Source organism: Actinoplanes sp. NPDC048967 (genome assembly GCF_040649415.1).
Lineage (GTDB): Bacteria > Actinomycetota > Actinomycetes > Mycobacteriales > Micromonosporaceae > Actinoplanes.
The window spans coordinates 154,992-181,742 of sequence record NZ_JBEZFL010000006.1 but is presented as its reverse complement, the minus strand read 5'-3'; the positions used below and the strand labels follow the sequence as shown (position 1 = coordinate 181,742).

Genomic DNA, 26,751 nt, shown 5'->3' with positions numbered 1-26,751 from the left:
GAAAGTCCCGCCGGCGGGGGCCGGCCGGCCCGCCGACGACGTCCGTCGTCCTCTGAGCGCGGTGATCTCCGCGCCCCTAGATTGAGAAGTGACCCAGTCAGCTGTCAACGGAAGGAACACCGTGACCGCCGTATCGGAACACCAGGCCGGCACCCGCGACGACGAGCTGGTGCGCGCCCTCGCCGCTCCGGACGACACGGAGATCGCTCAGCTGGACGCCTGGTGGCGGGCCAACAACTATCTGACCATCGGCCAGATCTACCTGGGTGGCAATCCGCTGCTGCGTGAGCCGCTGGCGCCTGAGCACATCAAGCCGCGGCTGCTCGGGCACTGGGGGACCAGCCCGGGCCTGTCGCTGATCTACGCGCACGTGTCGCGGCTGATCCGGCGTACCGGTCAGCAGTCGATCTATCTCGCCGGGCCCGGCCACGGCGGCCCGGCGCTGGTCGCCGCCGGGTATCTGGAGGGCACCTACAGCGAGATCTACCCGGACGTCGCCCAGGACGAGGCCGGCATGCTGCGGCTGTTCCGGCAGTTCTCCAGCCCGGGCGGCATCCCGAGCCACGTGTCGGTGACGACGCCGGGCTCGATCCACGAGGGCGGTGAGCTGGGCTACGTGCTGGTGCACGCGTTCGGCGCCGTCATGGACAACCCCGACCTGCTGGCTGTCGCCGTGGTCGGTGACGGCGAGGCCGAGACCGGCCCCCTCGAAGGCTCCTGGAAGGGCGTCTCCTTCATCAACCCGGCCCGCGACGGCGCGGTCCTGCCGATCCTGCACCTCAACGGGGCCAAGATCGCCGGGCCCACCGTGCTGGCCCGCAAGGACCCGACCGAGGTGCGCGCGCTGCTGCAGGGCCACGGGTACGAGATCATCGAGGTCGAGGGCGAAGACCTGCCGGGCATGCACCACCGCTTCGCCGCCGCCCTGGCCGAGGCCTGGGGCAAGATCCGGGCCATCCAGCGTTCGGCCCGCGACGGCGAGTGGGACGGCACCCGGCCGCGCTGGCCGCTCATCATCCTGCGCTCGCCCAAGGGCTGGACCGGCCCGGCCGAGGTCGACGGGGTCAAGGTGACGGGCACCTGGCGCTCGCACCAGGTGCCGCTCTCCGGAGTCCGCGACAACCCGGAGCACCTGGCCATCCTGGACACCTGGCTGCGCTCGTACCGTCCGGAGGAGCTGTTCGACGCCGACGGCGCCCCGACCGAGCTCGTCCGGGCCCTGGCCCCCGAGGGTGACCTGCGGATGAGCGCCAGCCCGCACGCCAACGGCGGCCGGCTCACCGAGGAACTGGACCTGCCCGACTTCCGGGACTACGCCGTCGAGGTGCCACGTCCGGCCGCGCAGCACGCCGAGTCGACCCGCAAGCTCGGTGAGCTGATGCGCGACATCTACGCGCGCAACCCGTACAGCTTCCGGCTGTTCTGCCCGGACGAGACGAACAGCAACCGCCTCGGGGCCGTCTTCGACGTCTCCGACCGCGGCTTCATGGAGCACGTCACGGACGAGGACGTCAAGATCAGCCGGGACGGCCGGGTGATGGAGGTGCTCTCCGAGCACAACTGCCACGGCTGGCTGGAGGGCTACACGCTGACCGGCCGGCACGGCATGTTCGCCACCTACGAGGCGTTCGCGATGGTCAGCGCCTCGCAGACGGTCCAGCACGGCAAGTGGCTGCAGGAGGCCAAGAATCTGCCGTGGCGGGCCAAGGTGCCCAGCCTGAACGTGCTGCTGACCTCGACGGCCTGGCGCAACGACCACAACGGCTTCTCGCACCAGGGCCCCGGCCTGATCCAGGTGGTGCTGACCCAGCGCGGCGACGTGGCCCGGGTCTACCTGCCGCCGGACGCCAACACGCTGCTGTCGGTGGCCGACCACTGCTTCCGGTCCCGCTCCTACATCAACCTGATCGTCATCGACAAGCAGCCCCAGCTGCAGTTCCTCACCATGGACGAGGCGATCGAGCACTGCGCGCGCGGCGCGGGCATCTGGGAGTGGGCCGGCACCGACGACGGCCGCAGCGACCCGGACATCGTGCTGGCCTGCGCCGGCGACGTGGTGACCATGGAGACCGTGGCGGCGGCCCAGATCCTGAAAGAGAAGCTGCCCGGACTGAAGGTCCGGGTGGTCAACGTGGTCGACCTGATGACCCTGGTACGCCCGAAGGACCACCCGCACGGCATGAGCGAGACGATGTTCACCGAGCTGTTCACCGACACAGTCGATGTGGTCTTCTCGTTCCACGGCTACCCGGGCGCCATCCACCAGCTGGTGCACGGCCGCCCCGACGCCGACCGGTTCCGGGTCCGCGGCTTCATCGAGCAGGGGACGACGACCACCCCGTTCGACATGACGGTGCGCAACAAGGCGTCGCGCTACCACCTGGTGATGGACGCGATCAACAACGCCAAGCGGCTGCCGCGCGGCGCCAGTGACCTCAAGACCTGGTGCGAGCAGCAGCTGGCCAGGCACGAGGCGTACGTGGTGGAGCACCTGGAGGACATGCCGGAGGTGCGCGACTGGTCCTTGGGCGACTGGGCCCAGCAGGGCTGACCCGGTCATCGAGAAGGCGGCATCGGCTCAGGCTGGTGCCGCCTTCCGGGCAATGGGACGTTCGGCTCTGGTCTGTCAGGTCGAACGGATCCAAGATGGTGCCGGGAGGTGATGACGAGGATGATCTTCATGGTGCTGCTGACGATCACGCTGGCGGCCATCGTCGTGGCGACCGCCTGGTCGGCCGTCCGGAACGCGGACCAGGACGGCGCCGCCGAGCCGGCCGAGGCCGAGGTGGTGCCGGTGCCGGCGGTGCCGGAGACGCTGGAGGGCGTCCTGGCCCGGCAGCTGCTGGACGGCGAGATCACCGGGCCGCAGTACCGGCGGGCGGTGCAGCGGCTGGCCGAACGCGACGCGGACCGCCACCCGCTGACGGTGCCCCGGGAGGACTGATCCGGCGGATCCTCCATTGACAAGCATCGATCGACGACCGACGATGAGGCCACCTCCCGATTGGGAGCGCTCCCAATCGCGAGGAGACGGTCCATGCGACGGTGGCTGATTGTTCTTGTCCTCTCCGCCGCTGCGTTGCTGCCCGTCCCCGCGGCGCAGGCGGCCGCGGGCGACGGCTCACCGCGTGACCCCAACATCGCCTTCTACGGGCGCTGGGACACCGCGAACCCCGCCGCCGTCGTGCCGCACTTCGCCGGCGCCTATCTCGTCACCGGCTTCACGGGCACCAGGGTCGCCCTGAAGCAGCGGGCCGCGATCGACCTCTACTACAGCGTCGACGGCGCCGCCGATGTCTACCTGCGCAACGTCAGCGGCACGGTGAACCTCACCCCGACGCCGCTGCGGGCCGGTAACCACACGCTGCGGGTCTCCTACCGCGTGGTCGCCGGGTCGTACCACGGCGACGCCGTCTTCCAGGGGCTCGTGCTCGACAGCGGCGCCACCACGGTCGCCCCGCCCCGGCCCGCCCGGCTGGTCGAGTTCATCGGCGACTCGATCACCGTCGGCACCACCTCGTCGCAGAACGCGCTCACCGCGTACGGGTGGCTGACCGGTGAGCGGCTCGGCGCGGCGCACACCCAGATCGCCGAGGGCGGGGCCTGCCTGGTCAGCGCCGCCGACGGCTGCACCGGTATGGCGGACCGGTTCCTGCGGACCAACACCGCGGCCGGGTCACCGCTGTGGGACTTCACCCGGTACCGGGCCGACGCCGTCGTGATCAACCTCGGCACCAACGATGTCGGCCACGGCGTCAGCAGCACCACGTTCCAGACCGTCTACACCCAGCTGCTGCGCGACATCCGCGCCCGGTACCCGCAGGCCGCGATCCTGGCCCTGCAGACCTTCACCAAGCGGTACGCCGCGCAGACCCAGGCGGCCGTGCAGACCGTCACCACCGCCGGCGATCGCAACACCTTCTTCGTGCCCACCGACGGCTGGGTGCCCGCCGGCGGACTCAGCGACAACGTGCACCCCAACGACGCCGGTCACCAGGCCATCGCGGCCCGGCTCGCCCCGATCATCGCCGAGAGGATCGGCACCAGCACCTCCCCGTCCCCGACGGTGTCCCCGCCGGCGTCGCCGACGGCGACGGTTCCCCCGCCGACCGGTTCCTGCGCGATCACGTACGTCAGAACCAGCGAATGGGCCGGCGGCGCGCAGTTCGACGTCACCATCGGCAACACGTCGACCGCGCCGGTCGACGGGTGGACGCTGACCTGGACGTTGCCGACCGCCCAGAACATCTCCCAGGCGTGGAACGCCACCACCACCCAGTCCGGTACGAGCGCCAGAGCGCTGAACGTCGCCTGGAACGGACAGATCCCCGTGGGCGGCGCCACCAGCTTCGGCTTCATCGCCGACAGCGCGCAGAGCGGCGCGACCGGCTTCGCCCTCAACGGCGCGGCATGTACGGCCGCTTGACGGCCTTGTCCCCCCAGGAGCACTCCATGACGCTTTCCCGGCGGCGCCTCGCGCTGTTGACCACCACGACCCTGGCCGTGCTGGCCGGCAGCGTCGGCCTCACCACGGCGCAGGCGGCCGCGGCCCCGGCCTGCCGCGTCGACTACAAGATCACCAGCCAGTGGGGTACGGGATTCGGGGCCGACGTCACCGTCACCAACCTCGGCGACGCGGTGACCGGATGGACGCTCGGCTGGACGACGGCGCCCGGCCAGGGCATCACCCAGGCCTGGAACGCCACCGTCACCACCGCGGGGACCGCGGTCACCGCCACCGGCGTGAGCTACAACAGCGCGGTGGCGTCCGGGGCGTCGGTCACCTTCGGCTTCAACGGCACCCACACCGGCAGCAACCCCGTACCGGCGTCGTTCACCTTCAACGGCACCGTCTGCGCCGGCCCGGCCGGCCCGCCGTCACCGACCGGCGGCACCGCTTCGCCGGCCCCCGGCACGCCGTCGCCGACGCCCTGCACCGGCCCGAGCACCCCGCCGGCCTCGCCGTCGGCACCGGCCGCGCGGGTCAAGATCTGGATGGCCGGCGACTCGACCATGGCGAACGCCGGCGCTTGCCCGGTCGGCTGGGGCAGCCAGTTCGCGCCGTACTTCACCAGCGACGTCACCGTGCAGAACAGCGCCGTCGGCGGTCGCAGCATCCAGACCTGGCTCTACGAAGGCAACGTCACCGGCACCAAGAACGCCGCCGGCGAGTGCATCGTCAGCCCGACCACCTCCAGCTCGCGGTGGACCACCATGCTCGATGCCACCGACGGGATGCGGGCGGGCGACTACCTGGTCATCCAGTTCGGGATCAACGACGGCGACTCCGCCTGCCCCCGGCACGTCGGCGCCGCCCGCTACCAGCAACTGCTCGGCGTGATGGCCCAGGCCGCCAAGGCGCGCGGCGCCACGCCGATCTTCGTGACCCCGGTCGCCGCGATCACCTGCAGCGGCAGCACCGCCGTGGGCAACCGCGGCTTCCTCACCGAGACACGCAACGCCGCCACCGCCAACGGCGTGCCGCTGATCGACCTGCATCAGCGCAGCGTCGCGTTGTACAACTCGCTGAAGTTGTGCCCGAACAACGGCGACTACAGCACCGGCGCGGTCGGTGCCTTCTTCTGCAACGACCACACCCACTTCGAGACCGCGGGAGCCCGGCAGATTGCCGCCCTGATCACCGCCGCGCTGCGGGAACAGGGCATCGCGCTCGCCTCGTACCTGCGCTGACCGCGGAAGACGGCCGGCCCGGCCCGGCCGTCGACCCGTCAGTCCCGGCCGTGATAGCCGCGCAGCTCGCGGCGCGTCTCATGACGGCTCCGGCGGCGTTCGTCGCGGCGGAAGTAGTAGCCCGTGCACTCGCGGCAGCCGTTGTGCATGGTGTCGGCGAAGCGGGCGGTCACCACCCAGCGGCAGCCCGGCGAGGGGCGGTTGCTCGGCGGAGTCGTGGCGTCGATCCGGTCCGGCAGCGTGCACGCCCCGAAGCGGTGATCATGCTGCGGCCGGCAGGTCACCATCGGCCGCTCGGCCAGCTTCACCCACCACGGCCTGGTCTTGTCGGTCCTGCTCATACGGTCGCCTTTCGGCTCCGTGACACCCCGGGATGGGGCTGTCATGAGCACCGGTGCACCGTGATCACCTCCGACGTGGCCTGCGACGTCACCCCACGATACGACGACCGGACGACCCCGATCGGGTACGGCCCGGCTTGTCGCACCGATCCGCCTTGTCCGCCGCCACCGGCTCCGCTGCACTCGGGACCATGAACCTTCTGCGATCAGCGACGAGCGGGGCCGCGGCCGTGCTCGTCCTCGCCCTGGCCGGTCCCGCGGCGGCGGCACCACCGACAGGCACCCTGGAACTGCGCTATGCCGGTGACCTGGTGACCGCCACCCAGGTCGCCGACAGCAGCGGCAACGACCTGCACGGCAGCATCCTCACCGGCGGCGGCGGTGCCGTGACCTCGGTGGCCGGACCCGGCGGCGACCCGTTCCTGCGTTTCCCCGGCGGCAGCTGCACCGTCGCGCCGTGTCCACAAGCGATCATCCAACCGGCCAGCAGCATCACCCTGGTCCCGGACGACGGTGGCGAGGGACGGTTCGTGTTCGGCGCCGACCTCCGCCTCACCGAACCGCCGTCCCCGGCCGCCGGCATGAACGTCTTCCAGTTCGGCGCGGCCGGGGCCGGCGTCAGCCAGTGGAAGATGCAGGTCGACTACGGCCGGCCCTCGTGCCGGTGGTCGGACGGCACCCGGTTCGTCCTGCTGCCGGCCGGGCCCGAGGACTTCCGGCTGACGGTGGGCCGGTGGTACCGGGTGACCTGCGTACGGCTGTCCCCGGTGCTGTTCCAGATCCGCGTCCACGACCGGGAGACCGGCCGGCAGGTGCTGCCGCCCGCGCAGCAGACCGGTCCGCTGGAGGACATCCTGCCCAGCGGCGCCGTCGTCATCGGCGGCAAGCGCATCCGGGCCAGCCAGAGTGACATCGACACGGACCAGTTCCACGGCGACCTCGACACCCTCGAGTTCGGCCGCCGGCAGCTGCCCTCCGACACCTGAGCGTCCCGGCGCCGGCCGCTCGGCTCAGGGCAGCCGGCGCCGGCCCGCGAAGCCCAGGTCCAGGCGGTGGTACCAGCCCAGCTCGGCCTCACCCTCGAGCCAGCACAGCAGCACCGGCACCCCGTCGAGGTCGGCGGGGAAGTCGACCAGCAGCGGCGCGACGCCCTTGAGCTCGGCCCCGGTCTCCTGCACCTCGGTCATCAGCTCATTGAGCCGGGCCTCGGCGGCCTTCTGCTCGGGCAGCCCGCCCAGCGCCGTCGGCGTGCCCCCGACGGCCAGCGCGGCGGACAGCTCGACCATGTCGGCCCGGACGACGACCAGCTCGTCGAGCACCGGCCGCAACCCGGCCAGCTCGATGCGGGCCTGCGCCGGCGTGAACAACCCCATGACCGCAAGTCTGTCACCCGGGGCGGGCCGCGGAGCAGGGAGGCTCGCGGGGCGCGGTCCTCAGGGGCGCTGACGGTTGCGCCAGGCCGCGCGGGCCTCGGCCACCCGCACCAGCGCCTGCACCAGGGGCAGGGACTCCTCGGCGGCGGCCTCGCCGGCCAGTTCGAACTCGCTCATCCGGGACAGCTCCCAGAACGCGTACGCGTCGACGTCCGGGGTCAGCACCAGGTCCGCGTCGCGGGCCAGCTGTCCCTCGACGCCGGGGTGCAGGGTGCTGACCGCCACCATGATCTGCACCATCGTCTTCGGCGGGCGGCGCGGCAGCGGGCCGGACACGTCCACCGCCACCACGATGTCGGCGCCCATGCCGCGGGCCAGGGCGGCCGGGACCATGTCGACCAGGCTGCCGTCTACCAGCAGCATGTCGTCGCGGGTGACCGGTGGGAAGACCCCCGGGATGGCCGAGCTGGCCAGGACCGCGCTGGCCACCGGGCCGTCGTCCAGCACCACCCGCCGGGCGGTGGTGAGCTCGCAGGCCACCGTGGCGAACGGCAGGTCCAGGTCGGCGAAGGTGCGGCCGTCGAGGGTCTTGTCGAGGAAGGTGCCCAGCCGGGACGTCTCGAACAGGGACCGGCCGGTGATGCTGGGGCGCACCAGGCGTGTCCAGTGCAGGGTGCGGGCCAGCGCGGAGATGTCCGGCGTGCTCATGCCGGCCGCGTAGAGCGCGCCGACCAGGGCGCCGGCGCTGCAGCCGGTGATCACCGACGGGGCCAGGCCGGCCTTGTCGAGGATGTTCAGCACGCCGATGTGGGCCGCACCGCGCACGGCCCCGCCGCCGAGCGCCAGCCCGATGCGGACCGGTTCGGCCCCGGCCGGCCGGTCCGGCTCTGTCAGCTCCATGTCCCCAGGGTGCAGGCCGCCGTGCCGCCTCACAAGCGGCTGGGTCACACACCCGCTTGTGCGGCATTCCGGCTCGTCGGGGCCGCGATGGGTGGTTTGCTGAGCGGGTGGCGGACAATCTGCGCTGGCGGCTGCTGACGGACCGGCGGGTCGGCACCAAGATCATGATCGCGGTGGGGATCATCGCGGCGTTCAGCGTGGCCGACGGCGCCTTCGCCCTCAGCAGCCTGAGCCGCACCAACGACCAGGTCAAGACGGTGTACGGGCACAGCCTGGAGCTGAACACCATAGGGGAACTGCGCAGTGCGGCGAACCTGGCCTGGCTCGCGGCCGACGACTTCATCCTGGCCCGTGACGGCGCACAACGCTCGGCCGCCGCCACCGCCCTGAAGGACGCCGAGCAGGGCGTCGCCACCACCTCCGCCGAGTACGAGGCCTTCCCGCTGGGCGCCGAGTCACGTGCGGCGGTCACCACCTTCGAGGCCGACTGGGCGCGTTATCAGACCCTCGTGGACGACCAGCTCGTCCCGGCCGTGACCAGCGGCGACCGCACCGCGGTGGAGGCGCTGCGCTCGGGCCCGCAAGAGAACGAGCTCAACGCCCTGCGGGCCGACCTGGCCACGCTGTCCGAGGCCACCGTGCGGGAAGCCGCCGCTCAGGAGGCCGGCGCGGAGGAGCTGTTCCACTCCACCCGGCTCTGGGTCATCGTCGTGCTGGCGGTCAGCGCGGTGGCCGGCCTGCTGCTGGCGGCCGGCATCGCCCGGTTGATCGTCCGGCCGCTGGCCCGCTGTGTGCGTACCCTCCAGCAGATCGGCCAGGGTGACCTGACCGCCCGGGTCGAAGTCGGCGGCCGCGACGAGATCGCCCAGCTCGCGGACACGCTCAACGCCACCGCCGAGGCGATGGCCGGCCTGGTCGGCAAGGTCACCGGCAGTTCCCAGACGCTGGCCTCGGCCGCCGAGCAGCTCTCCGCCGTGTCGCTGCAGCTCTCGGCCTCCGCCGAGGAGACCTCCGTACAGGTCAGCACGGTCTCCTCGGCCGCCGGCCAGGTGTCGGACAGCGTCCGGGCGGTCGCGGCCGGCGCCGACGAGATGGGCGTGTCGATCCGGGCGATCGCCGACAACGCCGGCGAGGCGGCCGAGGTGGCCGCCGGGGCCGCGCGCACCGCCGAGGCGACCAACACCAGCGTGGCCCGCCTCGGCGCGGCCTCGACCCAGATCGGCGACGTGGTCCGGCTGATCACCGCGATCGCCCAGCAGACCAACCTGCTGGCCCTCAACGCGACGATCGAGGCGGCCCGCGCCGGGGAGATGGGCAAGGGCTTCGCCGTGGTGGCCAGCGAGGTCAAGGACCTGGCCCAGGAGACCGCCCGGGCCACCGAGGACATCTCCACCCAGGTCGCCTCGATCCAGGCCGAGAGCGACGGCGCGGTCGAGGCGATCCGTGAGATCGGCCAGGTGATCACGACCATCAACGGCTACACCACCACGATCGCCTCGGCGGTGGCCGAGCAGACCGCGACCACCGGCGAGATCGCGCACAGCGTCGGCACGGCGGCGGCCGGCTCGGCCAGCATCGCGGAGACGATCTCGGGCGTCGCCGAGGCGGCCCAGCAGGTCACCAGCGGCGCCACCGAGACCCAGCAGACCGCGGCCGAGCTGGCCCGGATGGCCGCCGAGCTCAGCAGCACGGTCTCGCTCTACCGCGTCTGAATTCATCCGCGCGGGCTCGGCAGCCGTATCACCGGCCATGAGAGTCCTGCTGGTGGAAGACGACGTGTCGATCGCCGAACCGCTGATCGACGGCCTGGCCCGGTACGGCATCACCGCGGACCACGTCACCACCGGTGCGGCCGCACTCGCCGCGGCGCCACCCGACGTGGTCCTGTTCGACCTCGGCCGGCGCGACACCGGGCGCGTCGAGGCCTGCCGCAAGCTGCGCGGCGACGGTGACATCCCGATGATCCTGCTGACCGGGCGCGGCGGCGTGCACGACCGCAGCCTCGGCCGGGAGCTCGGCGTCGAGGACCTGGTGGGGCAGCCCTACCGGGTGCCGGAGCTGGTCGCCCGGATGCGCGCGGCGACCCGCCGGGCCCGCGGGGTGCCGGCCCAGGAGCCGGTCCGCCGGTACGGGCCCCTGGCCATCGACACCCGCACCCGGCAGATCCGCCTGCACGGCGTGCCGATCCCGCTCGCCCCCAAGGAGTACGACCTGCTCGTGCTGCTGGCCGCCGAACCGGGCGCGGTCGTCGCCCGCCGGCACATCCTCGACACCGTGTGGGAGCCCGACTTCCTCGGTCCCGGCAAGACGCTGGACTTCCACGTGGCCAGCCTGCGCAGCAAACTCGGCGACGCCAAGTGGATCGAGAACCGCCGCGGCGTCGGCTTCCGTCTCGTCGTCCCGGCCTGAACCGGCCCGGACCTGGCGGCCGTGGCGGTCAGGCGGTGTCGAGCTCGGCCAGCACGGCCCGGTGGTCGCTGCCCGGCGCCCGCAGCACCCAGGACCGCTGGGTCGACATGCCGCGCTGCAGGATGTGATCCGGGCGCAGCACCGGCAGCTCGGCCGGCCAGGTGAAGCCGAAACCCGCGCCGGCCTCCTGCTGGGTGTCGCGCAGCGGCGCGAACGCGTCGAACTGCCGGTCGGTGGTGGCGGTGTTCAGGTCACCGGCCACCAGCACCCGCGGGCTCTCGTCGGCGGCCAGCGCGGCGGCCAGCGCGGCGATCGTCTGGTCGCGTTCGGCGGTCGCGGCCGGGCGGGCCGAGGCCAGATGCGCGGCGTAGACGCGGACCGGGCCGTCGGCGCTGGGCACGGTGACCCGCAGCGCCCGGGTCCAGCCGATGCCGATGTCGACCGGGCCGGGCTCGGTCAGGGGCAGCGTGCTCCACAACCCCACGGTGCCGGTCACCGCGTGGTACGCGTACCCGCCGGCGAGCTCGCGCCGGGCCGCGGCGAGGTTGGCCGGGGTCAGCTCCTGCAGCACCAGGACGTCGGGCGCGGCGGCCAGCACCGCGCGTACCGCCGGCCCGGGGCTCGGATTCCCGGCGCCCAGGTTCAGGGTCGCGACCCGCAGGTCGTGGTGGTCGGCCGCCGAGCGTGGCACCAGCACGGGCCCGAACATCGCCGCCCAGAACACCGCGGGCAGCAGGCAGACGACGAAGGTCCGCGACGAGCGGCGCAGCGCCGCCACCGCGAGCGGGGCCGGCACCAGCAGGCCGAGCCACGGCAGGCCGCTGTCCAGGGCCGTGCCGAGCGCTCCGGGCACCAGCCGGTGCAGGGCCAGCACCGCGGCCAGAGTGACGGCGGCGACGGCGGTCACGGCGCTGCCCACCCGCACCTGCCGTCGATCCATCCGTCCAGCCTAGTGAGTGCCGGGCCGCGCGGAGCCGGGACGCGATCCGGTCAGCCGAGCGGGAGCAGATCGGCGGGGGAGCCGTCGGTCCAGCCGTCCCCGAGCACGGCCAGGGCGTCCGCCGCGGCGGCACCGGCCAGGCTCGCGGGCCGGCTCCCGGGCACCACCACGGCGTGGTCACCGGCGAGGCGGACCGGCACCAGGCGGGTCACCGGCGCGGTGACGACCACGTCACCACGCACCGGCAGGCGGGTGGCGAGCGGCACGGAACGGCCGGTGAGGGCGTACAGCAGGGGTTGCAGCACCGTCACCGCCGCGACCAGGCCGGCGAACGGATTGCCCGGCAGGCCCGCGACCCACCGCCCGTCCGGCAAGGCGGCCAGCAGTTGCGGCCCGCCCGGCCGGCAGGCCACCCGGTCCACGAGCCGCCGCGCGGCGACCTGCTCCAGCACGCGGTGCAGATGATCGGCCGCACCGGCCGACGACGAGCCGGTCACCACGACCACGTCGGCGTCCGGCGCGGTCAGGCGCTCGGCCAGCAGGCCGGGATCGTCGCGCAGCACCAGCCGCTCGGCCACCACCGCTCCCGCGGCCGTGGCCAGGGCCGAGACCATCGGCCCGAAGACGTCCCGGACCTGCCCGGTGGCCGGGACCCCGCGGCTGACCACCTCGTCGCCGGTGACCAGCAGCCGGATCCGGGGCCGCCGGTGCACCGGCACGCTGTCGGCGCCGCCCTGGGCCAGCAACCCGGCCAGTGCGGGCGTGACGAGCCGGCCGGCACCGGCCAGTTCGCTGCCGGCCCGGGCGTCCTCACCGGCCCGCCGGATGTGCGCCTTCGCGGCCGGCGTCGTGCCGCTCAGGTCGGCGGTCTCGTACGGCAGCACCGCCACCGTCCCGGCGGGCACGACCGCACCCGTCATGATCTCCACCGCCTGCCCCGGCCCGAGCTCGCGCGCCCACCCCGGCCCGCCGGCCAGGATCCGCCCGCTGACCTGCCACGGGCCGGCGCCGGCCACGGCGTAGCCGTCCATCGCCGCGGTGTCGAAGCCGGGCAGGTCGGCGCGGGCCAGGACCGGAGCGGCCAGCACCCGGCCCACGGCCCGGTCCAGCGGGACGTCCTCGGCCGGCAGGGCGGTGGCGGCCTCGGCGGCGATCAGGCGGGCGGCTCGCCACGGGGTCGCGGCACTGTCGGTGGTTGGCATCGCTGCCAGTGTCACACCCGCTGTTCGTCGCGGCCCGCCGACCGGCGCCTGGTGAGCCAGCGCAGCACCTGCCGGGCGTGCGAGGCGGGCTGGGGGATGGGGTGGAAGACGTGCTCGACCACGCCGTCGGCCACGATCAGGGTGAGGCGCTCATACAGGGTCATGTCACCGGCGGCGAACGTCGGCAGGCCCAGCGCCCGCGCGCCGGTCAGCTGGGGGTCGGGGAGCAGCGGATAGGGCAGCCGCAGCCGGTGCACGAGCTCCCGCTGATAACCGCTGGACTGCGCAGAGAGCCCGTAGACCCGGGCCGCGCCCGCGGTGCGCAGCTCCGCGTGATGGTCGCGGAACCACGCGGCCTGCTCGGTGCCGCCGCGCGCCCCGGCGATCTCCAGCGGCCCGTTCGGCAGGTCGACGCCGGGACGCCCGGTCAGCGGGTACACGAAGATGACGCTGCGGCCCGGCCCCAGCGCACCGAGATCCACCGGCCGTCCGTCGGTGCCGTAGAACGCCAGCGCCGGTAGCCGGTGGCCCACCAGCGCGCCCGGATCCGCGCCCGGCGCCGGGCGGCCGGTCACGACCCGGCCGGCGGCCTCGTCGAGCCGGGCGTCGAGGGCCTCCCGCTGGGCGGTCAGCCGGCCGATGCGTTCCTGCAGGCCGGTGATGGTGCTCCGGTACGTGGCCAGCGCCGCCGCGCACACGTCCGCCTCCCCGGCCCCCGAGGCGATCGACTCCACGAACGGGCGGGTCTCCTCGACGCTGAGCCCCAGCGCCATGAGCTCGCGGATCTGCGTCACCAGCCGTACGGCGACGGGGTCGTACTCGCGGTAGCCGTTGCCCAGCCGCCGCGGCACGACCAGCCCGGCCGTCTCGTAGTACCGCAGCGCCCGGACCGTCGTCCCGGTCCGCCGCGCCAGCTCACCCACCCGCATCCGCCGACCCTAAACCCGCACCCCCGGGTACGGGTCAAGGTGTTCATCATCGCCCTTCCGCAACCCGTCTCCGCTGGCCAGGCTGGCCCCATGACGAAGATCGAGAACGTGACCGGACGGCAGGTGCTGGACAGCCGCGGCAACCCGACGGTGGAGGTCGACGTGGTCCTCACCGACGGCTCCCGGGGCCGGGCGGCGGTGCCGTCCGGGGCGTCGACCGGCACCCACGAGGCGGTCGAGTTGCGCGACGGCGACCCGGCCCGCTTCCACGGCCGCGGGGTGCGCCGGGCGGTCGCCGCCGTCAACGGCGAGATCGCCGCGGCGGTGACCGGCCTGGACGCCGAGGACCAGGCCCGGGTGGACCGGACCATGACCGAGCTCGACGGTACGCCCGGCAGGTCCCGCCTCGGCGCCAACGCGATCCTGGGCGTCTCCCTGGCCACCGTGAAGGCCGCCGCGCAGGCGCACCACCAGCCGCTTCACCGCTACGTCGGCGGGGTCGGGGCCCGCCTGCTGCCGGTGCCGATGATGAACATCGTCAACGGTGGCGCGCACGCCGACAACCCGCTCGACTTCCAGGAGTTCATGATCGCGCCGGTGGGCGCGCCGACCTTCTTCGAGGCGGTCCGGATGGGCGCCGAGGTCTTCCACACCCTCAAGAAGTCCCTGGCCGCGGCCGGCCACAACACCAACGTCGGCGACGAGGGCGGCTTCGCGCCGGGCTTCGCCACCGCGGACCAGGCCCTGGAGTTCGTGCTGCGGGCCATCGAGGACACCGGCTACCGGCCCGGCACCGACATCACCATCTGCCTCGACCCGGCCGCGTCCGAGTTCTTCTCCGGCGGCCGCTACCGCTACGCCGGCGAGGACCTCGACCGCACGGTCGCCGAGCAGGTCGACTACCTCGAAGCGCTGCTGGCCCGCTACCCGATCAGCTCGCTGGAGGACCCGATGGCCGAGGACGACATCACCGGCTGGCAGCTGCTGACCGCCCGCACCGGCGACCGGGTGCAACTGGTCGGCGACGACGTCTTCTGCACCGACGCCGAGCGGCTGCGCGCCGGGATCGAGGGCGGCTACGCCAACGCCATCCTGGTGAAGCTCAACCAGATCGGCACCCTGACCGAGACACTGGCCACGGTGGACGCGGCCCACAAGGCCGGCTACCGGGTGGTCATGTCGCACCGCTCGGGCGAGACCGAGGACACCACCATCGCGGACCTGGCGGTGGCGGTCGGCTGCGGCCAGATCAAGACCGGTTCACTGTCGCGTTCGGACCGTACGGCGAAGTACAACCAGCTCATCCGCATCGAGGAGGAGCTGGGCGACACCGCCCGGTACGCCGGCTGTCCTTGACCGCCGGCGGGCCGGGCGGCACGCTGCGAAGGATGACGATCACGCGCCGTACCCTGCTGGGAGCCGCCGCCGTCGCGAGCGGCGGCACCCTCGTCCCCGGAGCGGCCCAGGCCGCGCCCCGCCGTGCCGTCCGGCCCCCGATGCTGCGACCCGGCGACCGGGTCCGGGTCATCGCCACCGGGTCGGCGCCGGACACCCGCCTGGCCCGCGGCGTCGAGATCCTGCGCGGCTTCGGCCTCGAGGTCGAGCTGGGCGCCCACGTCAACGACAAGTTCGGCTACCTGGCCGGCACCGACGAGGCGCGCCTGGCCGACCTGAACGCGGCCTTCCGCGACCCCGGCGTCCGGGGCGTCTTCGCCGCCCGCGGCGGCTACGGCACCCAGCGCATCGTGGACGGGCTGGACCTGGGCGCGGTGCGCCGCGACCCCCGGGTTTTGGTCGGCTTCAGCGATCTGACCGCGCTGATCGGCCGGCTGTGGCGCGGCGCGCGGCTGGTCAGCTTCTACGGGCCGATGGTCAACTGGACGGACTCCCGCACCGGCCCGGTGGAGATCGAGGCGCTGCGCCGGGCGGTCATGACGACCGACTCGGTGGTGCTGACCCGCGACCCGGCTGAGCCGAGCGCCGCGGTGCAGGTGCCGGGGACGGCGACGGGCACCCTGCTGGGTGGCAACCTGACGATCCTGCAGACCGGTTACGGCACCCGGGACTTCCCCGACCTGACCGGGGCGATCCTGATGTTCGAGGACGTCGACGAGGCGCCGTACAGCTACGACCGGATGCTGACCCAGCTGCGCCGGTCGGGCGCGCTGCGCGGGATCAGGGGCATCGCGATCGGCCAGTTCACCAACGCCCCGGTGACCGAGGGCCAGTGGACGGCGGCCCAGGCGGTCCAGGACCGGGTCGGCGACCTGGGCGTGCCGGTGCTGGGCGGGCTGCGCATCGGGCACGGCAACGGGCAGCTGACCGTGCCGCTGGGCACGAAGGCCACGATCGACACCGCGGCCGGCACCCTCCGGATCGCCCCGGGTGTGACGGCCAGGTCCTGATCCGGCCGGGCATCACGGCGAGACCGGGCGGTCGGCTCCGGCTCCCGGGCGGAAGTCGTTGCTCGACCCGGCGTCACCCGGCGTCCGGCGGTCCGTCGGTGAGGGCGAGTTCCAGCAGGCCGCCGAGCTGATCGAGCTGTCCGGCGGTCAGCCGGCCCAGGGACCGGGTGAGCACCTCGGCGGCCCGCCGCCCGCCCTCCAGCCGGATGTGCTCGCCCTTGGCGGTGATGCGGTGGCGGATGGCCCGGCCGGGGCCCGGCTCGCGGGCGATGAGGCCGCGGTCGGCCATCCGGGTGGCCAGGGTGCCGAAGGCCTGGTCGGTCTGGAACGTCAGCTGGGCCAGGTCGTGCAGCGACGCGCCGGGATTCTCGTGCAGGTGGCGCAGCGTGTCCCACTGCACCAGGGAGACGCCGAGATCGGTGAGGGCGGCGGTCATCGCGCGGTGGTGGCGGTGCTGGAGGCGCTTGACCAGCAGGCCGACCTCCTGGACGGATCTTTCCATGGTGAGCAGCATAACAACATCCTTAACTAAGGTTGCTTATATAAGGATGCTGGCCTAGCGTCGGGGCATGACGATCAACACGTACCCGGTGGCGTCGGCCGCCGTCACCGTGGCCGAGTCCGGCTCCGGGCGCCCGTTCCTGCTGCTGCACGGCGGGGCCGGGCCGGTGTCGTTCCTGTCGTTCGGCGACCTGCTGGCCCGCGAGCGGCCCGCCCGGGTCCTCACCCCGACCCACCCGGGTTGGAACGGCACGCCGCGCCCCGACGACCTCACCACCGTGCGCGGGCTCGCCGAGCTCTACGCCGCTCTGCTCGACGAGCTGGACCTCACCGACGTCACTGTCGTCGGCAACTCCATCGGCGGCTGGATCGCCGCCGAGCTCGCCCTGCTGGGTCGCCCCCGGGTGAGCCGGGTGGTGATCCTCAACGGCGTCGGCATCGCGGTGCCCGGCCATCCGGTCGCGGACTTCTTCGCGCTGACCCCGGCCGAGCTGACCCAGCTGTCCTACGCCGACCCGGACCGGTTCCGCTTCGACCCGGATTCCCTGCCGGACGCGCAGCGCGCCGTGCTGGCGGCCAACCGGCAGGCCATCGCGCTCTTCGCCGGCACCACCATGGCCGACCCGACGCTGGCGGCCCGGCTGAGCGCGGTGACCGTGCCGACCTGCGTGCTGTGGGGCGAGAGCGACGGGATCGTCGACTTCGCGTACGGCCAGGCCTACGCGGCCGCCATCCCGGGCGCCGTCCACGTGCCGCTGCCCGGTGCCGGTCACCTGCCGCAGCTGGAGACCCCGCGGCAGACCCTGGAGGCGATCTGGGACTTCGCCGGCACCTGAGTGCCTCGCACTCTCCTTCACGTCCGGAGGTCGAGGCGACCGCGGGGATGGTGCTCAATCGGTGCACCGCGGAAGCAGCGTCACCGTTTCTCACCTTGACGTGCGACGTACCCCGCGCAGGGGCCGACGGTGGTCGTAGTAGTGGAACTGGTGGTTCCGACCCATGCCGAGTAGGCGTCGACCGGCAGGGTCGCGTCGGTCACGTCGGCACCGTCGATCCGCACGCCGGTCAAGATTGCGCCGGTCAGGTCGGCGCCGCGCAGGCAGGCCCGGGACATGTCGGCTCCTCGCAGATCGGCTCCCCGGAGGTTGACGTTGTCGAGTCTCGCTCGTACCAGGGATGCGCCGGTGGCAGAGGCACCGGCGAGGCTGTTGGAACGCAGGTCGCGGTCGTCGAGCTGTGCACCGTCGAGCAGCGCGCCGCGCAGGCTCAGCGCCGCGGCCGTGGCCGGGGAGATCTGGCGTCCTCTGAGATCAACAGCCTCGGATCGGCGTGATTGCCCGGGCAGCAGTCCGGCGGGTGTGAACGTGACAGCGATCAGCGCCCCCGTCGCGATGGTGCACCCCGCCGCCGCACGGAGTCGCGCCGGCCGATCGAGCAGTCGCCCTACGGCGGTGACGGCAACGATGATGCACAGCGCGAACGCGACCATGGCCCCGAATCGACCGAACAGTTGTCCCGCAACCGCGATCGCCGTGATCGCCGCCGCCGGCCACATCCACAATGATCGGCTCTGTCGGAGGGGCACTGGTGGGGCGGGAGTTTCGGCTCCCGGCGGGGTCGGCCGGATCAGGGGGATCGTCTGCGGCTGGACCACGCCGTTGAGTCTGGCAGATACTGATCGGACATGCAGATGTCAGCTAGCCATCGGTAGGCATGGCTGGGTCATCCGGAGGCCGCGATGTCGACTGAAGGCGAGCGGAGACTCACCCAATTCGCGTTGATGAGGCTGGTCTGGCTTGTCGGCTCATCGGCTGTGCTATCCCTTCAAAATCCGGGAACGACCCCGCCCGGCGTTCCGATCCACACCAGTTGGGGTCTGCTCATGACCTGCGACTACTGCAACGACGACAGTGTCGCTCAGCTCGGTATGGACTACTGGTTCCAGTGCGTGGCCGGCCATCGATGGGACATGCGGAGCGTCCGGCGACCCTGCCCAGCCGGATCGTGCCGCGGAGAGGCCGTGCTGGACCGGGACTTCCAGTTCCACTGCACCAGGTCGAAGCGGCACGTTTTCGCCGTGCCGACCGAGAGTGACCGATGAGCGGTCTGGACGTCGCGGGATGGGCGGAATCACGCATCGGTCGCTACTTCGGGCTGGTCAGTGCAGTGCCGTCGGCGGTTCTCGTCTTCTACACCTATTTCTTGTTATCGAGCGGCGGGCTCACCGGTCCGCCGAATTGGGCCCAGGGCTTCCGGTCGTTGACCCACATCAGTATCAGTACTGCGGCCGCGCTGTCGCTGGTGGCACTCCTGCTGGGACTCACCCTCCATCCCCTGCAATTTGCGATCGTGCAGTTGTACGAGGGGTACTGGGGGAGGACCGAACTCGCCAGGCGCGCTGCCCTGCATCTGTCGGGGCGGCACTGGGAGTACATCCGGCCGCTGCGCACTCAGCAGTTCCACCTGACCGCGCAGCTGGAGCGCCGCAAGATGCCGGACCGTGTCGGACAATGGCTGAACGCGACATTGATGGAAGCTCTACGGGCGTCGGACTTGTACCCTGAGCGGAGCGCGGACTTCATGCCCACGCGCCTGGGCAATGTTCTTCGCCGCTATGAGCGGTCAGCGGGAGCGCCCTTCGGCCTGGACGCGGTCCGCGTCCTGCCGCAGCTCGCGCTGGTATCTGCCGAGAAGGACCTCGCTTACCTCAATGATCAGCGATCCGGTATGGATCTGGCTGTGCGGCTGAGCGCGACATCCCTAATGGCCACGATGGTGACTGTCGTATGGCTCTGGAACGACGGCATCTGGCTCCTGGTGGCACTGATCCCGTACGGCCTTTCCTACCTGTTCTACTGTGGCGCGGTCGTCACAGCTCACGAATATGGAGCGGCGATCGGCGCTGTCGTGGCCTTGAACAGGTTCGCGCTCTATGAACGTCTCAACATTCCCGCCCCTGGCAGCGCCGCCGAGGAACGACGTCAGAACCAGACCGTCACCGCGATGCTGGCGTTTCGCCCCGGCGTCGACATGGATTTCGGCCCGGCGCCGCAGGCACCCCTGGGTGGGCTTCCGTTGAGAATGATCAAGAAGTTGTTCCGCCGGTACCCCGAGAAGTGATGTTGCGTGTGTTCGCACGTCGACACAGTTGTCCGTCACCCCGTACGGCGGGACCCAGGCTGCGGGCACGCAGCATACCGGGCGGGACCGTCCATCGACGGCTAGCCTCTGCTCATGGCTTCGTTCAACGACACCGTCATCGACAGGTTCCGGGCCAACGACGGTGTGGTCGGCGAGCACTGGGAGGGCAAGACCCTCGTGCTGCTGCACCACGTCGGCCGCCGGTCCGGCCAGGAGTACGTCACCCCGCTGGTCGCGGCGCCGGACGCCGACGCGTACGTGATCTGCGCCAGCCTGGGCGGCGCCCCGGAGGACCCGCAGTGGGTCGCCAACCTCGAGGCGGCCACCGGCCCCACCACGATCGAGCTCGGCGCGGCCACGATCAGCGTCGACTACGAGGTCATCCGGCCCGGCGACCCCCGCTGGGAAAGCGTGTACGGGATCTGGCGCGACTACTGGCCCGACGCCCGCGAGTACGAGAAGAAGACCGACCGCAAGTTCCCGGTCGTCCGCCTGCTGGTCCCGCCTTCGGCCTGACGTCGCGCCGCCGTGCGCGCCGCCACGGTCCCTGATGCAGTCGGATCCCCGACTGGCCGGCCGGTATCAACCCCAGGGTGGGTGCCGGCCAACCCCAGGGTGGCGCCCGGATCTCAACCGGCCCGCCGCTCCCTAGCGTCATCCAGGTCCCGTTCGGACCAGGAGAGGCGCGGTCATGACGATCGACCAGTACGACGGCACCCGGGAAATCATCGACGCGGCGCAGTCCGGTGCGACCGGCGCGGCCGACAGATTCGTCCACGAGTTCGAGCGCCTGGTCTGGTGGACCGTGCGCTCGTTCCGGCTACCCGAGTCCGATGCCGAGGACGTCGTGCAGAACACCTGGCTGCGCGCGTTCGAGCATCTCGGCGAGGTCCGTGACCCGGAGCGGGTCAGCTCCTGGCTGGTGACCATCGCCCGCCGGGAGTGCCTCAAGCTCATGCGCAACGGCAAGCGTGAGGTGCCCGGCCTGGAGCAGCAGGCCGAGCAGCGCGACGAGCGGTCCCCGCACCCGGAGAAGGCCGCCGTCGACGCCCGGATGAACGACCTGCTGTGGCAGCACGTCAACTCGCTGCCGGACTCCTCGCGCGCCCTGGTCGTGGCGCTGAGCAGCAACGACGCCCCGGCGTACGCCGATCTCGCCCGGTGTCAGGGCATCCCGATCGGCAGCATCGGGCCGACCCGGATGCGCTCGCTGCGCAAGCTGCGCACCTCCCTGGAGCGGGCCGGGCTCGGGGCGCACGCATGGCACTAGGCCTGGGCGGCGCTCGCGATGCCGGCGAGGTCGGCGCGGGAGCGGATGTGGGTCTTGCGGTAGATGTTGCTCAGGTGGTACTCGATCGTCTTCTGCGACAGGAACAGGGTGGCCGCCGCCTCGTGGTTGGTGGCCCCCCGGGCGACCACCAGGGCCACCTGCAGCTCCTGCGGGGTGAGCCGGGGCAGCGCATCGGGGGACCGGCCGACCGTGGAGCCGGTGGCGCGCAGCTCGGTGCGGACCCGTTCCGCCCAGGGCTGCGCGCCGAGCCGGGTGAACGTCTCCAGCGCGTCGTGCAGGTGCCGGCGCGCGTCGGCCCGCCGGCGGGCCCGGCGCAGCCGCTCGCCGTAGCAGAGCTGGGTGCGGGCCCGCTCGAACGGCATCACGGCACACCCCGGGGCCTGCAACGCGACCCGGAACGCCGCGTCCATCTCCTCCGGCGCGGCCAGCAGCGCCCGGCACCGGGCCGCGGCGGCCTCGGCCCACTGCCCGCCGGGATGCGACTCCTGCCGGGCGAGCAGCTCACCGGCCGCGTCCGCCCGGCCGTCGCGGATGTACGCCTCCACGAGGTCGAAAACCCACGGCACCACGGCCGGCTCGTGGATGTGCGCCACCACGGGCAGCTCCCGGACCGCCTCGAGCCGGGTGATCGCCTCGCCCGCGTCACCGTGGCTCAGCGCCAGCAGGCTCAGCTCGTGACCGGTGTACAGGGCCATGCAGGCGACGCCGAGCCGCTCGGCCACCTCCATCGTGCGGCTGACCTGGCGCCGGCACTCGTCGTCGCGGCCCTGGACCGCGTCGAGGCGGCCGGCGAAGAACATCCCGTACAGGTTGGCCTGGCGGGTCTCGCTGGCCAGGCGCAGGCTCTCGGCCGCGCTGACCCGCGCGTCGTGCCAGCGCCCGACCCGGAAGTGCAGCTCCGACTCGATGCCCAGCGCCTGCGGCAGCACGCCCAGGGCGCCGGCCGACCGGGCCGCGGCGACCACCCGGCCGAGCAGCTCGCCGGCCTGCTCGTAGCCCTCCAGCCAGATCCAGGTCAGCGAGGCGTGGCACAGATCCTGGGCGCGGACCAGGGGATCGGCGGCCAGCAGCTCGGCGTGGCAGTCGCGCAGCAGCGCGCTCGCCTGCTCGCGCTCCCCGGCCAGGGTGAGCCCGCCGGCCAGCGCCACCGCGGCGACCAGCTGGGCCACCCCGCCGACCCGCTCGGCCAGCTCGTAGCCACGGCGGACCGCGGCCTGCAACTGCTCGATGTCACCGACCATGAAGTACGGGATGCAGGCGTCGGAATACATCAGCGCGGCCCGGGCCGGGTCGATCTCCTGCACGGCCTCGGCGCTGCGGACCAGGAACGGCAGCACGCCGTCGGGACGTTCGCGCCACATCCGCACGTACGCGTCCATGTGCTGGATCAGGGCGCGCCGGCCGGGGTCGGTGGTCAACGGCAGCGCGTCGTCGAGCAGCGTCAGCACCTGGTCGTTGCGCCCGGCGAGCTGCCAGCAACGCGCCGCCCGCAGCAGCCGCCGGGCCCGTTCCGGACCGCGGCTGAGCCGGGCGGCCTGCCCGAACGCCCGCGCCGCGGCCACGTAGCCGGCGCGCCGGCTCGCCCGCAGTGCGGCCTGCTCCAGCTCCGCGGCGATCTGCTCGTCCGGGGCCAGGGTGGCCGCGGCCAGGTGCCAGGCCCGGGCGTCGGCCGCGGCGTCACCGGGGGCGCCGGCCAGGGCGGTGGCCAGCGCGGTGTGCGCGGCGACGCGGTCGTCGGTGGAGGCGCCGTGGTAGACCACCGAGCGCAGCAGCGGATGCCGGAACTCGATGCGCTGCTCGTCGACGGTGATCAGGTCGTGCTTCTCCGCCGGCGCGAAGTGGCGCAGGTGCAGCCCGCTGGCCCGGGCGGCGGCCAGCAGCGTGGCGATGTCGCCGCCGACAGCCGCCGCGGCCAGCACCAGGGCCCGGCGGGTGTCGTCGTCGAGCTCTTCCAGCCGGCCGCGCAACGCCCGCTCGATGCGCGAGCCCGGCGCCACGAACGGCGCGGTGACCCCGTCCTCGACGATCTCCGGCCGTTCCCGGCACAGCTCGATGACACCGAGCGGGTTGCCGGCCGTCGCGGCGTGCAGCCGCTCCCCGGTGCCCGCCGGCGCGACCGTCAGCGTCGCCCGGCACAGCTCATCGACGTCTTCCACCGACAGTCCGGACAGCGCCACCTGCGGGTAACGCAGTCCGGCGGCGTCGGCCGGATCGCGGGTCGCCAGCAACAGCGCGATGCCGTCGGCGTGCAGCCGGCGACCGGCGAACAGCACGGCCTCGCGCGAGGAGGCGTCCAGCCACTGCAGGTCGTCCACCACGATCAACAGGGGCGAGCTCTCGGCCGCCGCGACCAGGATGCCGACGGTGGCGGCGCACACGGTGAAGCGGTCCCCGGCCACCGGCGGGCCCAGGGCCAGGGCGCTGCGCAGCGCGGCGGCCTGCGGGGCGGGCAGCTCGTCGAGCACCCCGAGCACGGGGCGCAGCAGGTCGGCCAGGCCGGCGAACGGGATCTCCGACTCGTCCTCGTAGCCGCGCGCGGACAGCACCTGCATGCCCTCGGCCTGCCCGACGGCGTACTGGATCAGGGTCGTCTTGCCGATGCCGGGCTCGCCGGTGAGCACCAGGGCGTCACTGCGGCCCGCCCGCGCGCCTGTCAGAAGACCGTCGATCAATGCACGTTCGGCGGTCCGTCCGAGCATCATCGGCCGAGTGTATTCCCGTCGCAACCGGGCGAGGGTACCCGTACCGTGTCAGCGGGAGCCGACGCGGTTGATCTTTCGTGAAGGATCATCACCATGATCGAGACAACGAATCCACCGGGCGGGGAGTCGCGGGACGGCTCCTATCTGTCCTCGTTGGCCGGTCGCGGCACCCCGCTGACCGTGCTCACCCCGATGCCGCGGCGCTGGGTGCCGCTGCTGCGGGGCTTCCTGTTCCTGCGGCACCTGCTCGGGGCGCCCGAGGACCTCAAGCGGATGTCGTTCATCCACTTCGCGCACTGGTCCGTGCTGCCCCGCCTCCCCGGCCAGAGCCGCCGCTCCCGGTACGCCTACCTGCTGTTCCGCAGCGACTTCAACGGCGCCTGGGGCAAGTACATCGACGCCTTCTCGCTGGAGATCCCGGCCCGGATGGCGCTCATCTGGGGCTGGTCCTTCGGCTTCCCCGGGGCGCTGCCGCCGGGGCCGTTCCGGCGCTACATCCGGGCGAACGACCTCGACGTCGACCACTACTACGCCGCCTACCCGGACGCCGGAGTGACCGAGATCGCATCCGCGCTGCGCGTCCGGGAGGCCTACGACCGTCATCTGGGCACCGCCGACCCGGCCGGGTTCGGCGAGGCCTGGCAGCGCTTCGTCGACGAGGTCCAGGGTGACCTCTACAGCTGGGAGGCGCAGTCATGAGCCGCACCAGGACCGGCACCCGGTCAGTGACCGTGTTCGCGCGCATCGCCGACGGTCGCGCCGCCGGGCTGCGCGAGCGGATCCGGTCCTTCGAGCGCAGCCCGTTCGCCACGGTGGCCGGCGTCCACTTCGCCCGCCTGGTCGTGCTCGAGCACGCGGTGCGCCAGCAACGGCCGGAGGGGATGAGCCGCAAGGCCCGGCTGCTCGATCTGCTCGCGCACGGCGGCCGCCCGCCGCGCCCGGACGACCTGCCGCACCCGTACCTGCTGATGACCGCGACCGTCGACGGCGACCCGGCCGACTTCTTCCGGCGGCTGCGACTGCTCGGCCCGGACGCCGACGCCATCTGGCGCGACTGCACCGGCTATCCCGGGCACGACCGGGAGGCACCCTTCGTCGCGTTCTTCACCGAGCGCAGCGTGCGGGCCGACTACACGTTCTCCGGCAGCCCGGAGGGTTCGGTCGCTCAGCTCACCGACGCGCTGCGCCTGCGCCGCCGGGTGGCCGCGTTCGCCGCGACCGCGCCGGGCAACGCCGACGGCATGCTGCGCAGCCGCTTCCGGATCGCCGTCGACCTGGACGAGGACCGCGTCCCCGAGCCGGGTCCGGTGGCGGAGCTGGAGCTGCCCGACATCCAGGGCATCGTGCTGCGCGGCTTCGCCGACCACGGTGTGGCCGCCCACCTGTTCCTCCGGATCACCTCCGGGCCGCGGGCCCGGCGCTGGCTGCGTACCGTCGCACCGGAGGTCACCTCGGCCGCCGAGGTGGGTGACCGGCCCGCCCGGGCCCTGCACCTGGGCCTCAGTCACGCCGGACTGGCCCGCCTCGGGGTGCCCGCCGCCGAGCTGAAGGACTTCCCCGAGGAGTTCCGCGAGGGCATGCACGCCCGCGAGGACGTGCTGTCGCCCGGCCGGGGCACCGGGCCCTGGCAGGCGCCCTTCAGCGAGCCGGGGGCCGTCGATGTCGTGCTGCTGCTGACCGCGACCGACTCCACCGAGCTCGACCCGTGGCTCGACCGGCTGCGGGCCGGCATCGCCGACAGCGAGGGACTGCGGGTCGTCGGCGAGCAGCGCGGCGGGCGCCTGCCGCAGGCCGAGGGCGACAGCCGTACGTTTGTCGAGCACTTCGGTTTCGCCGACGGCATCTCCCAGCCCCGGGTGGCCGGCTACGGCCGCCGCGACGCCCCCGGCGAGGTGCTGCCGCCCGGCGAGTTCGTGCTGGGCCTGCCCGATGTGGACGGTGACGTGGCCGGGCGGCTCCTGCCGCCGGGGCTGAGCCGCAACGGCAGCTTTCTGGTCTACCGCAAGCTGGAGCAGGACGTGCCGGCGTTCCGGGAGATGACCGGGGCCGCCGCCGCGGGGTTCGAAGGGGGAGCCGACGACGTCGCCGCCGGGCTCGTCGGGCGCCGCCGCGACGGTGAGCTGCTGGCGCCGTGCCCGGCCGCGGCCCACGTACGGCGGGCCAATCCGCGCGGCGCGTTGCCCGGGGGCAGCAAGCTCACCCGCCGGCACCTGATGCTGCGCCGCGGCATCCCGTACGGGCCGTACCTGCCGCCCGGCGCGCAGGACGACGGCGCCGAACGCGGGCTGCTCTTCCTGGCCGTGGTGGCCGATCCGGGCCGGCAGTTCGAGTTCGTGCAGACGGAGTGGATGGCCGACGGCAACGCCTTCGGCCGCGGCCGCGAGGAGGACATCTTCACCACGGCCGGCGGGCCGGGCGCCCGGATCCTGCTGCAGGGCTCGCCGCCGGCGTACGTCGACGTGCCGCGGCCGCTGGTGACGTGCCGGGGCGGGGAGTACTTCCTGCTGCCGGGGCTGGACGCGTTGCGGGCGCTCGGCAAGCCGGAGTGAGTCAGGCGGCCGCGGCGCGTTCGAAGCGGTGCAGCTCGCGGGCTTCCTTGGCGTAACGGGCGAGCAGGTGCACCGTGCGGGGACCGGCGACGCCGTCCGCTTCCAGGCCGACCCGGGCCTGGAAGCCCCGGACGGCGGCGGTCAGCTCCTGCTCGGTGCGCCCGACGCTCAGGCCCAGGTCGGCGAACAGGCCGCGCAGGGCAGCCGGGTCCGCGGCCGGGACCTCCTCGCCCCAGCCGATCAGTCCACCCACGGCGGTGCCGACCAGACCGAGCATTCCGCGTGCCGACATGATGACCTCCTGGGGTGGGTGACGGGCACTTCCCAGCATCCGCGGCCGACCTGTGCGTGGCATCGGACCAGGGGCGCGACCTGCT

At 73.0% G+C, this 26,751-nt stretch carries 25 protein-coding genes; 15 read left to right on the top strand and 10 right to left on the bottom strand.

Annotation, left to right across the window (positions count from 1 at the left end):
- Positions 1 to 169: 169 nt before the first annotated feature.
- From AB0C12_RS26415 to AB0C12_RS26400, 4 genes are all read left to right on the top strand, one after another.
- Positions 170 to 2,551, top strand: coding sequence for a phosphoketolase family protein (locus tag AB0C12_RS26415; protein WP_360552851.1), 2,382 nt, complete (start codon positions 170 to 172; stop codon positions 2,549 to 2,551).
- 111 nt (positions 2,552 to 2,662) lie between these two features.
- On the top strand, positions 2,663 to 2,944 hold the full coding sequence (locus AB0C12_RS26410; protein WP_360552344.1) for a hypothetical protein: 282 nt from the start codon (positions 2,663 to 2,665) through the stop codon (positions 2,942 to 2,944).
- 93 nt (positions 2,945 to 3,037) lie between these two features.
- The gene (locus AB0C12_RS26405) at positions 3,038 to 4,426 is read left to right on the top strand and encodes a cellulose binding domain-containing protein (RefSeq protein WP_360552342.1); all 1,389 of its coding nucleotides are present in this window, start codon (positions 3,038 to 3,040) and stop codon (positions 4,424 to 4,426) included.
- A gap of 26 nt (positions 4,427 to 4,452) precedes the next feature.
- Entirely contained in the window at positions 4,453 to 5,691 is a 1,239-nt protein-coding gene (locus AB0C12_RS26400; RefSeq protein WP_360552340.1) for a cellulose binding domain-containing protein, read from the top strand.
- 38 nt (positions 5,692 to 5,729) lie between these two features.
- Here the strand turns inward: AB0C12_RS26400 and AB0C12_RS26395 are convergent, their stop codons facing one another.
- Entirely contained in the window at positions 5,730 to 6,032 is a 303-nt protein-coding gene (locus AB0C12_RS26395) for a hypothetical protein (protein ID WP_360552338.1), read from the bottom strand.
- A 191-nt stretch (positions 6,033 to 6,223) separates the two neighbouring features.
- Between AB0C12_RS26395 and AB0C12_RS26390 the strand changes: the two genes are divergently transcribed.
- Positions 6,224 to 7,018 (top strand): hypothetical protein, encoded by a 795-nt coding sequence (locus AB0C12_RS26390; RefSeq protein ID WP_360552336.1) that lies wholly within the window; start codon positions 6,224 to 6,226, stop codon positions 7,016 to 7,018.
- Between the two features lie 24 nt (positions 7,019 to 7,042).
- Here AB0C12_RS26390 and AB0C12_RS26385 read toward each other — a convergent pair whose 3' ends face one another.
- Both AB0C12_RS26385 and AB0C12_RS26380 read right to left on the bottom strand, forming a co-directional pair.
- Positions 7,043 to 7,405: a DUF2203 domain-containing protein gene (locus AB0C12_RS26385; RefSeq protein ID WP_360552334.1), complete on the bottom strand. Its 363-nt coding sequence runs from the start codon at positions 7,403 to 7,405 to the stop codon at positions 7,043 to 7,045.
- Between the two features lie 60 nt (positions 7,406 to 7,465).
- The gene (locus AB0C12_RS26380) at positions 7,466 to 8,305 is read right to left on the bottom strand and encodes a patatin-like phospholipase family protein (RefSeq protein ID WP_360552332.1); all 840 of its coding nucleotides are present in this window, start codon (positions 8,303 to 8,305) and stop codon (positions 7,466 to 7,468) included.
- 107 nt (positions 8,306 to 8,412) lie between these two features.
- On the opposite strand from AB0C12_RS26380, the gene AB0C12_RS26375 reads away from it, so the two are divergent.
- Positions 8,413 to 10,017 carry a methyl-accepting chemotaxis protein gene (locus tag AB0C12_RS26375; RefSeq protein ID WP_360552330.1) on the top strand — a complete coding sequence of 535 codons (1,605 nt, stop codon included), beginning with the start codon at positions 8,413 to 8,415 and terminating at the stop codon, positions 10,015 to 10,017.
- Positions 10,018 to 10,069: 52 nt separating this feature from the next.
- Positions 10,070 to 10,714, top strand: a complete 645-nt coding sequence (locus AB0C12_RS26370; protein WP_360552328.1) for a response regulator transcription factor — start codon at positions 10,070 to 10,072, stop codon at positions 10,712 to 10,714.
- Between the two features lie 28 nt (positions 10,715 to 10,742).
- On the opposite strand, the gene AB0C12_RS26365 is transcribed toward AB0C12_RS26370, so the two are convergent.
- The 3 genes from AB0C12_RS26365 to AB0C12_RS26355 are packed head-to-tail and all read right to left on the bottom strand — an operon-like array spanning position 10,743 to position 13,785.
- Positions 10,743 to 11,654, bottom strand: a complete 912-nt coding sequence (locus tag AB0C12_RS26365; RefSeq protein ID WP_360552326.1) for an endonuclease/exonuclease/phosphatase family protein — start codon at positions 11,652 to 11,654, stop codon at positions 10,743 to 10,745.
- A gap of 50 nt (positions 11,655 to 11,704) precedes the next feature.
- Positions 11,705 to 12,856: a molybdopterin molybdotransferase MoeA gene (locus AB0C12_RS26360; protein WP_360552324.1), complete on the bottom strand. Its 1,152-nt coding sequence runs from the start codon at positions 12,854 to 12,856 to the stop codon at positions 11,705 to 11,707.
- Between the two features lie 11 nt (positions 12,857 to 12,867).
- Positions 12,868 to 13,785 (bottom strand): MerR family transcriptional regulator, encoded by a 918-nt coding sequence (locus tag AB0C12_RS26355; protein WP_360552322.1) that lies wholly within the window; start codon positions 13,783 to 13,785, stop codon positions 12,868 to 12,870.
- 90 nt (positions 13,786 to 13,875) lie between these two features.
- On the opposite strand from AB0C12_RS26355, the gene eno reads away from it, so the two are divergent.
- Both eno and AB0C12_RS26345 read left to right on the top strand, forming a co-directional pair.
- On the top strand, positions 13,876 to 15,141 hold the full coding sequence (eno, locus tag AB0C12_RS26350; RefSeq protein ID WP_360552321.1) for a phosphopyruvate hydratase: 1,266 nt from the start codon (positions 13,876 to 13,878) through the stop codon (positions 15,139 to 15,141).
- A gap of 140 nt (positions 15,142 to 15,281) precedes the next feature.
- Positions 15,282 to 16,190, top strand: a complete 909-nt coding sequence (locus tag AB0C12_RS26345; protein WP_360552850.1) for an LD-carboxypeptidase — start codon at positions 15,282 to 15,284, stop codon at positions 16,188 to 16,190.
- 73 nt (positions 16,191 to 16,263) lie between these two features.
- Here AB0C12_RS26345 and AB0C12_RS26340 read toward each other — a convergent pair whose 3' ends face one another.
- On the bottom strand, positions 16,264 to 16,692 hold the full coding sequence (locus tag AB0C12_RS26340; protein WP_360552319.1) for a MarR family transcriptional regulator: 429 nt from the start codon (positions 16,690 to 16,692) through the stop codon (positions 16,264 to 16,266).
- Positions 16,693 to 16,759: 67 nt separating this feature from the next.
- Here AB0C12_RS26340 and AB0C12_RS26335 point away from each other — a divergent pair, with 67 nt between their 5' ends.
- Complete coding sequence (locus AB0C12_RS26335) at positions 16,760 to 17,527, top strand: alpha/beta hydrolase (RefSeq protein ID WP_360552317.1); 768 nt, start codon at positions 16,760 to 16,762, stop codon at positions 17,525 to 17,527.
- An 80-nt stretch (positions 17,528 to 17,607) separates the two neighbouring features.
- Here the strand turns inward: AB0C12_RS26335 and AB0C12_RS26330 are convergent, their stop codons facing one another.
- Positions 17,608 to 18,180: a pentapeptide repeat-containing protein gene (locus AB0C12_RS26330; RefSeq protein WP_360552315.1), complete on the bottom strand. Its 573-nt coding sequence runs from the start codon at positions 18,178 to 18,180 to the stop codon at positions 17,608 to 17,610.
- 608 nt (positions 18,181 to 18,788) lie between these two features.
- On the opposite strand from AB0C12_RS26330, the gene AB0C12_RS26325 reads away from it, so the two are divergent.
- From AB0C12_RS26325 to AB0C12_RS26315, 3 genes are all read left to right on the top strand, one after another.
- A complete protein-coding gene (locus AB0C12_RS26325) occupies positions 18,789 to 19,811 on the top strand; it encodes a hypothetical protein (RefSeq protein ID WP_360552313.1) in 1,023 nt (340 codons plus the stop codon).
- A gap of 114 nt (positions 19,812 to 19,925) precedes the next feature.
- Entirely contained in the window at positions 19,926 to 20,348 is a 423-nt protein-coding gene (locus AB0C12_RS26320) for a nitroreductase/quinone reductase family protein (RefSeq protein WP_360552311.1), read from the top strand.
- A 175-nt stretch (positions 20,349 to 20,523) separates the two neighbouring features.
- Complete coding sequence (locus AB0C12_RS26315) at positions 20,524 to 21,102, top strand: sigma-70 family RNA polymerase sigma factor (protein WP_360552309.1); 579 nt, start codon at positions 20,524 to 20,526, stop codon at positions 21,100 to 21,102.
- Here the strand turns inward: AB0C12_RS26315 and AB0C12_RS26310 are convergent.
- Positions 21,099 to 23,825 (bottom strand): AAA family ATPase, encoded by a 2,727-nt coding sequence (locus AB0C12_RS26310; RefSeq protein WP_360552307.1) that lies wholly within the window; start codon positions 23,823 to 23,825, stop codon positions 21,099 to 21,101. The two genes, AB0C12_RS26315 and AB0C12_RS26310, sit on opposite strands and share 4 nt — an antisense overlap.
- A 93-nt stretch (positions 23,826 to 23,918) precedes the next feature.
- Here AB0C12_RS26310 and AB0C12_RS26305 point away from each other — a divergent pair, with 93 nt between their 5' ends.
- On the top strand, positions 23,919 to 24,524 hold the full coding sequence (locus AB0C12_RS26305) for a hypothetical protein (protein ID WP_360552305.1): 606 nt from the start codon (positions 23,919 to 23,921) through the stop codon (positions 24,522 to 24,524).
- The gene (locus AB0C12_RS26300; protein ID WP_360552303.1) at positions 24,521 to 26,374 is read left to right on the top strand and encodes a hypothetical protein; all 1,854 of its coding nucleotides are present in this window, start codon (positions 24,521 to 24,523) and stop codon (positions 26,372 to 26,374) included. The genes AB0C12_RS26305 and AB0C12_RS26300 overlap by 4 nt, the downstream gene beginning before the upstream one ends.
- A 1-nt stretch (position 26,375) precedes the next feature.
- On the opposite strand, the gene AB0C12_RS26295 is transcribed toward AB0C12_RS26300, so the two are convergent.
- Positions 26,376 to 26,666 (bottom strand): peptidoglycan-binding protein, encoded by a 291-nt coding sequence (locus AB0C12_RS26295; RefSeq protein ID WP_360552301.1) that lies wholly within the window; start codon positions 26,664 to 26,666, stop codon positions 26,376 to 26,378.
- Between the last annotated feature and the right edge of the window lie 85 nt (positions 26,667 to 26,751).

What these genes read in the sequence shown, in the direction of transcription:
- AB0C12_RS26410 (WP_360552344.1), top strand. Translation starts at nt 2,663, where the DNA reads ATGACGAGGATGATCTTCATGGTGCTGCTGACGATCACGCTGGCGGCC.
- AB0C12_RS26405 (WP_360552342.1), top strand. Translation starts at nt 3,038, where the DNA reads ATGCGACGGTGGCTGATTGTTCTTGTCCTCTCCGCCGCTGCGTTGCTG.
- AB0C12_RS26400 (WP_360552340.1), top strand. Translation starts at nt 4,453, where the DNA reads ATGACGCTTTCCCGGCGGCGCCTCGCGCTGTTGACCACCACGACCCTG.
- AB0C12_RS26395 (WP_360552338.1), bottom strand. Translation starts at nt 6,032, where the DNA reads ATGAGCAGGACCGACAAGACCAGGCCGTGGTGGGTGAAGCTGGCCGAG.
- AB0C12_RS26390 (WP_360552336.1), top strand. Translation starts at nt 6,224, where the DNA reads ATGAACCTTCTGCGATCAGCGACGAGCGGGGCCGCGGCCGTGCTCGTC.
- AB0C12_RS26385 (WP_360552334.1), bottom strand. Translation starts at nt 7,405, where the DNA reads ATGGGGTTGTTCACGCCGGCGCAGGCCCGCATCGAGCTGGCCGGGTTG.
- AB0C12_RS26380 (WP_360552332.1), bottom strand. Translation starts at nt 8,305, where the DNA reads ATGGAGCTGACAGAGCCGGACCGGCCGGCCGGGGCCGAACCGGTCCGC.
- AB0C12_RS26365 (WP_360552326.1), bottom strand. Translation starts at nt 11,654, where the DNA reads ATGGATCGACGGCAGGTGCGGGTGGGCAGCGCCGTGACCGCCGTCGCC.
- AB0C12_RS26360 (WP_360552324.1), bottom strand. Translation starts at nt 12,856, where the DNA reads ATGCCAACCACCGACAGTGCCGCGACCCCGTGGCGAGCCGCCCGCCTG.
- AB0C12_RS26355 (WP_360552322.1), bottom strand. Translation starts at nt 13,785, where the DNA reads ATGCGGGTGGGTGAGCTGGCGCGGCGGACCGGGACGACGGTCCGGGCG.
- eno (WP_360552321.1), top strand. Translation starts at nt 13,876, where the DNA reads ATGACGAAGATCGAGAACGTGACCGGACGGCAGGTGCTGGACAGCCGC.
- AB0C12_RS26345 (WP_360552850.1), top strand. Translation starts at nt 15,282, where the DNA reads ATGCTGCGACCCGGCGACCGGGTCCGGGTCATCGCCACCGGGTCGGCG.
- AB0C12_RS26340 (WP_360552319.1), bottom strand. Translation starts at nt 16,692, where the DNA reads ATGGAAAGATCCGTCCAGGAGGTCGGCCTGCTGGTCAAGCGCCTCCAG.
- AB0C12_RS26335 (WP_360552317.1), top strand. Translation starts at nt 16,760, where the DNA reads ATGACGATCAACACGTACCCGGTGGCGTCGGCCGCCGTCACCGTGGCC.
- AB0C12_RS26330 (WP_360552315.1), bottom strand. Translation starts at nt 18,180, where the DNA reads ATGGTCGCGTTCGCGCTGTGCATCATCGTTGCCGTCACCGCCGTAGGG.
- AB0C12_RS26325 (WP_360552313.1), top strand. Translation starts at nt 18,789, where the DNA reads ATGAGCGGTCTGGACGTCGCGGGATGGGCGGAATCACGCATCGGTCGC.
- AB0C12_RS26320 (WP_360552311.1), top strand. Translation starts at nt 19,926, where the DNA reads ATGGCTTCGTTCAACGACACCGTCATCGACAGGTTCCGGGCCAACGAC.
- AB0C12_RS26315 (WP_360552309.1), top strand. Translation starts at nt 20,524, where the DNA reads ATGACGATCGACCAGTACGACGGCACCCGGGAAATCATCGACGCGGCG.
- AB0C12_RS26310 (WP_360552307.1), bottom strand. Translation starts at nt 23,825, where the DNA reads ATGATGCTCGGACGGACCGCCGAACGTGCATTGATCGACGGTCTTCTG.
- AB0C12_RS26305 (WP_360552305.1), top strand. Translation starts at nt 23,919, where the DNA reads ATGATCGAGACAACGAATCCACCGGGCGGGGAGTCGCGGGACGGCTCC.
- AB0C12_RS26300 (WP_360552303.1), top strand. Translation starts at nt 24,521, where the DNA reads ATGAGCCGCACCAGGACCGGCACCCGGTCAGTGACCGTGTTCGCGCGC.
- AB0C12_RS26295 (WP_360552301.1), bottom strand. Translation starts at nt 26,666, where the DNA reads ATGTCGGCACGCGGAATGCTCGGTCTGGTCGGCACCGCCGTGGGTGGA.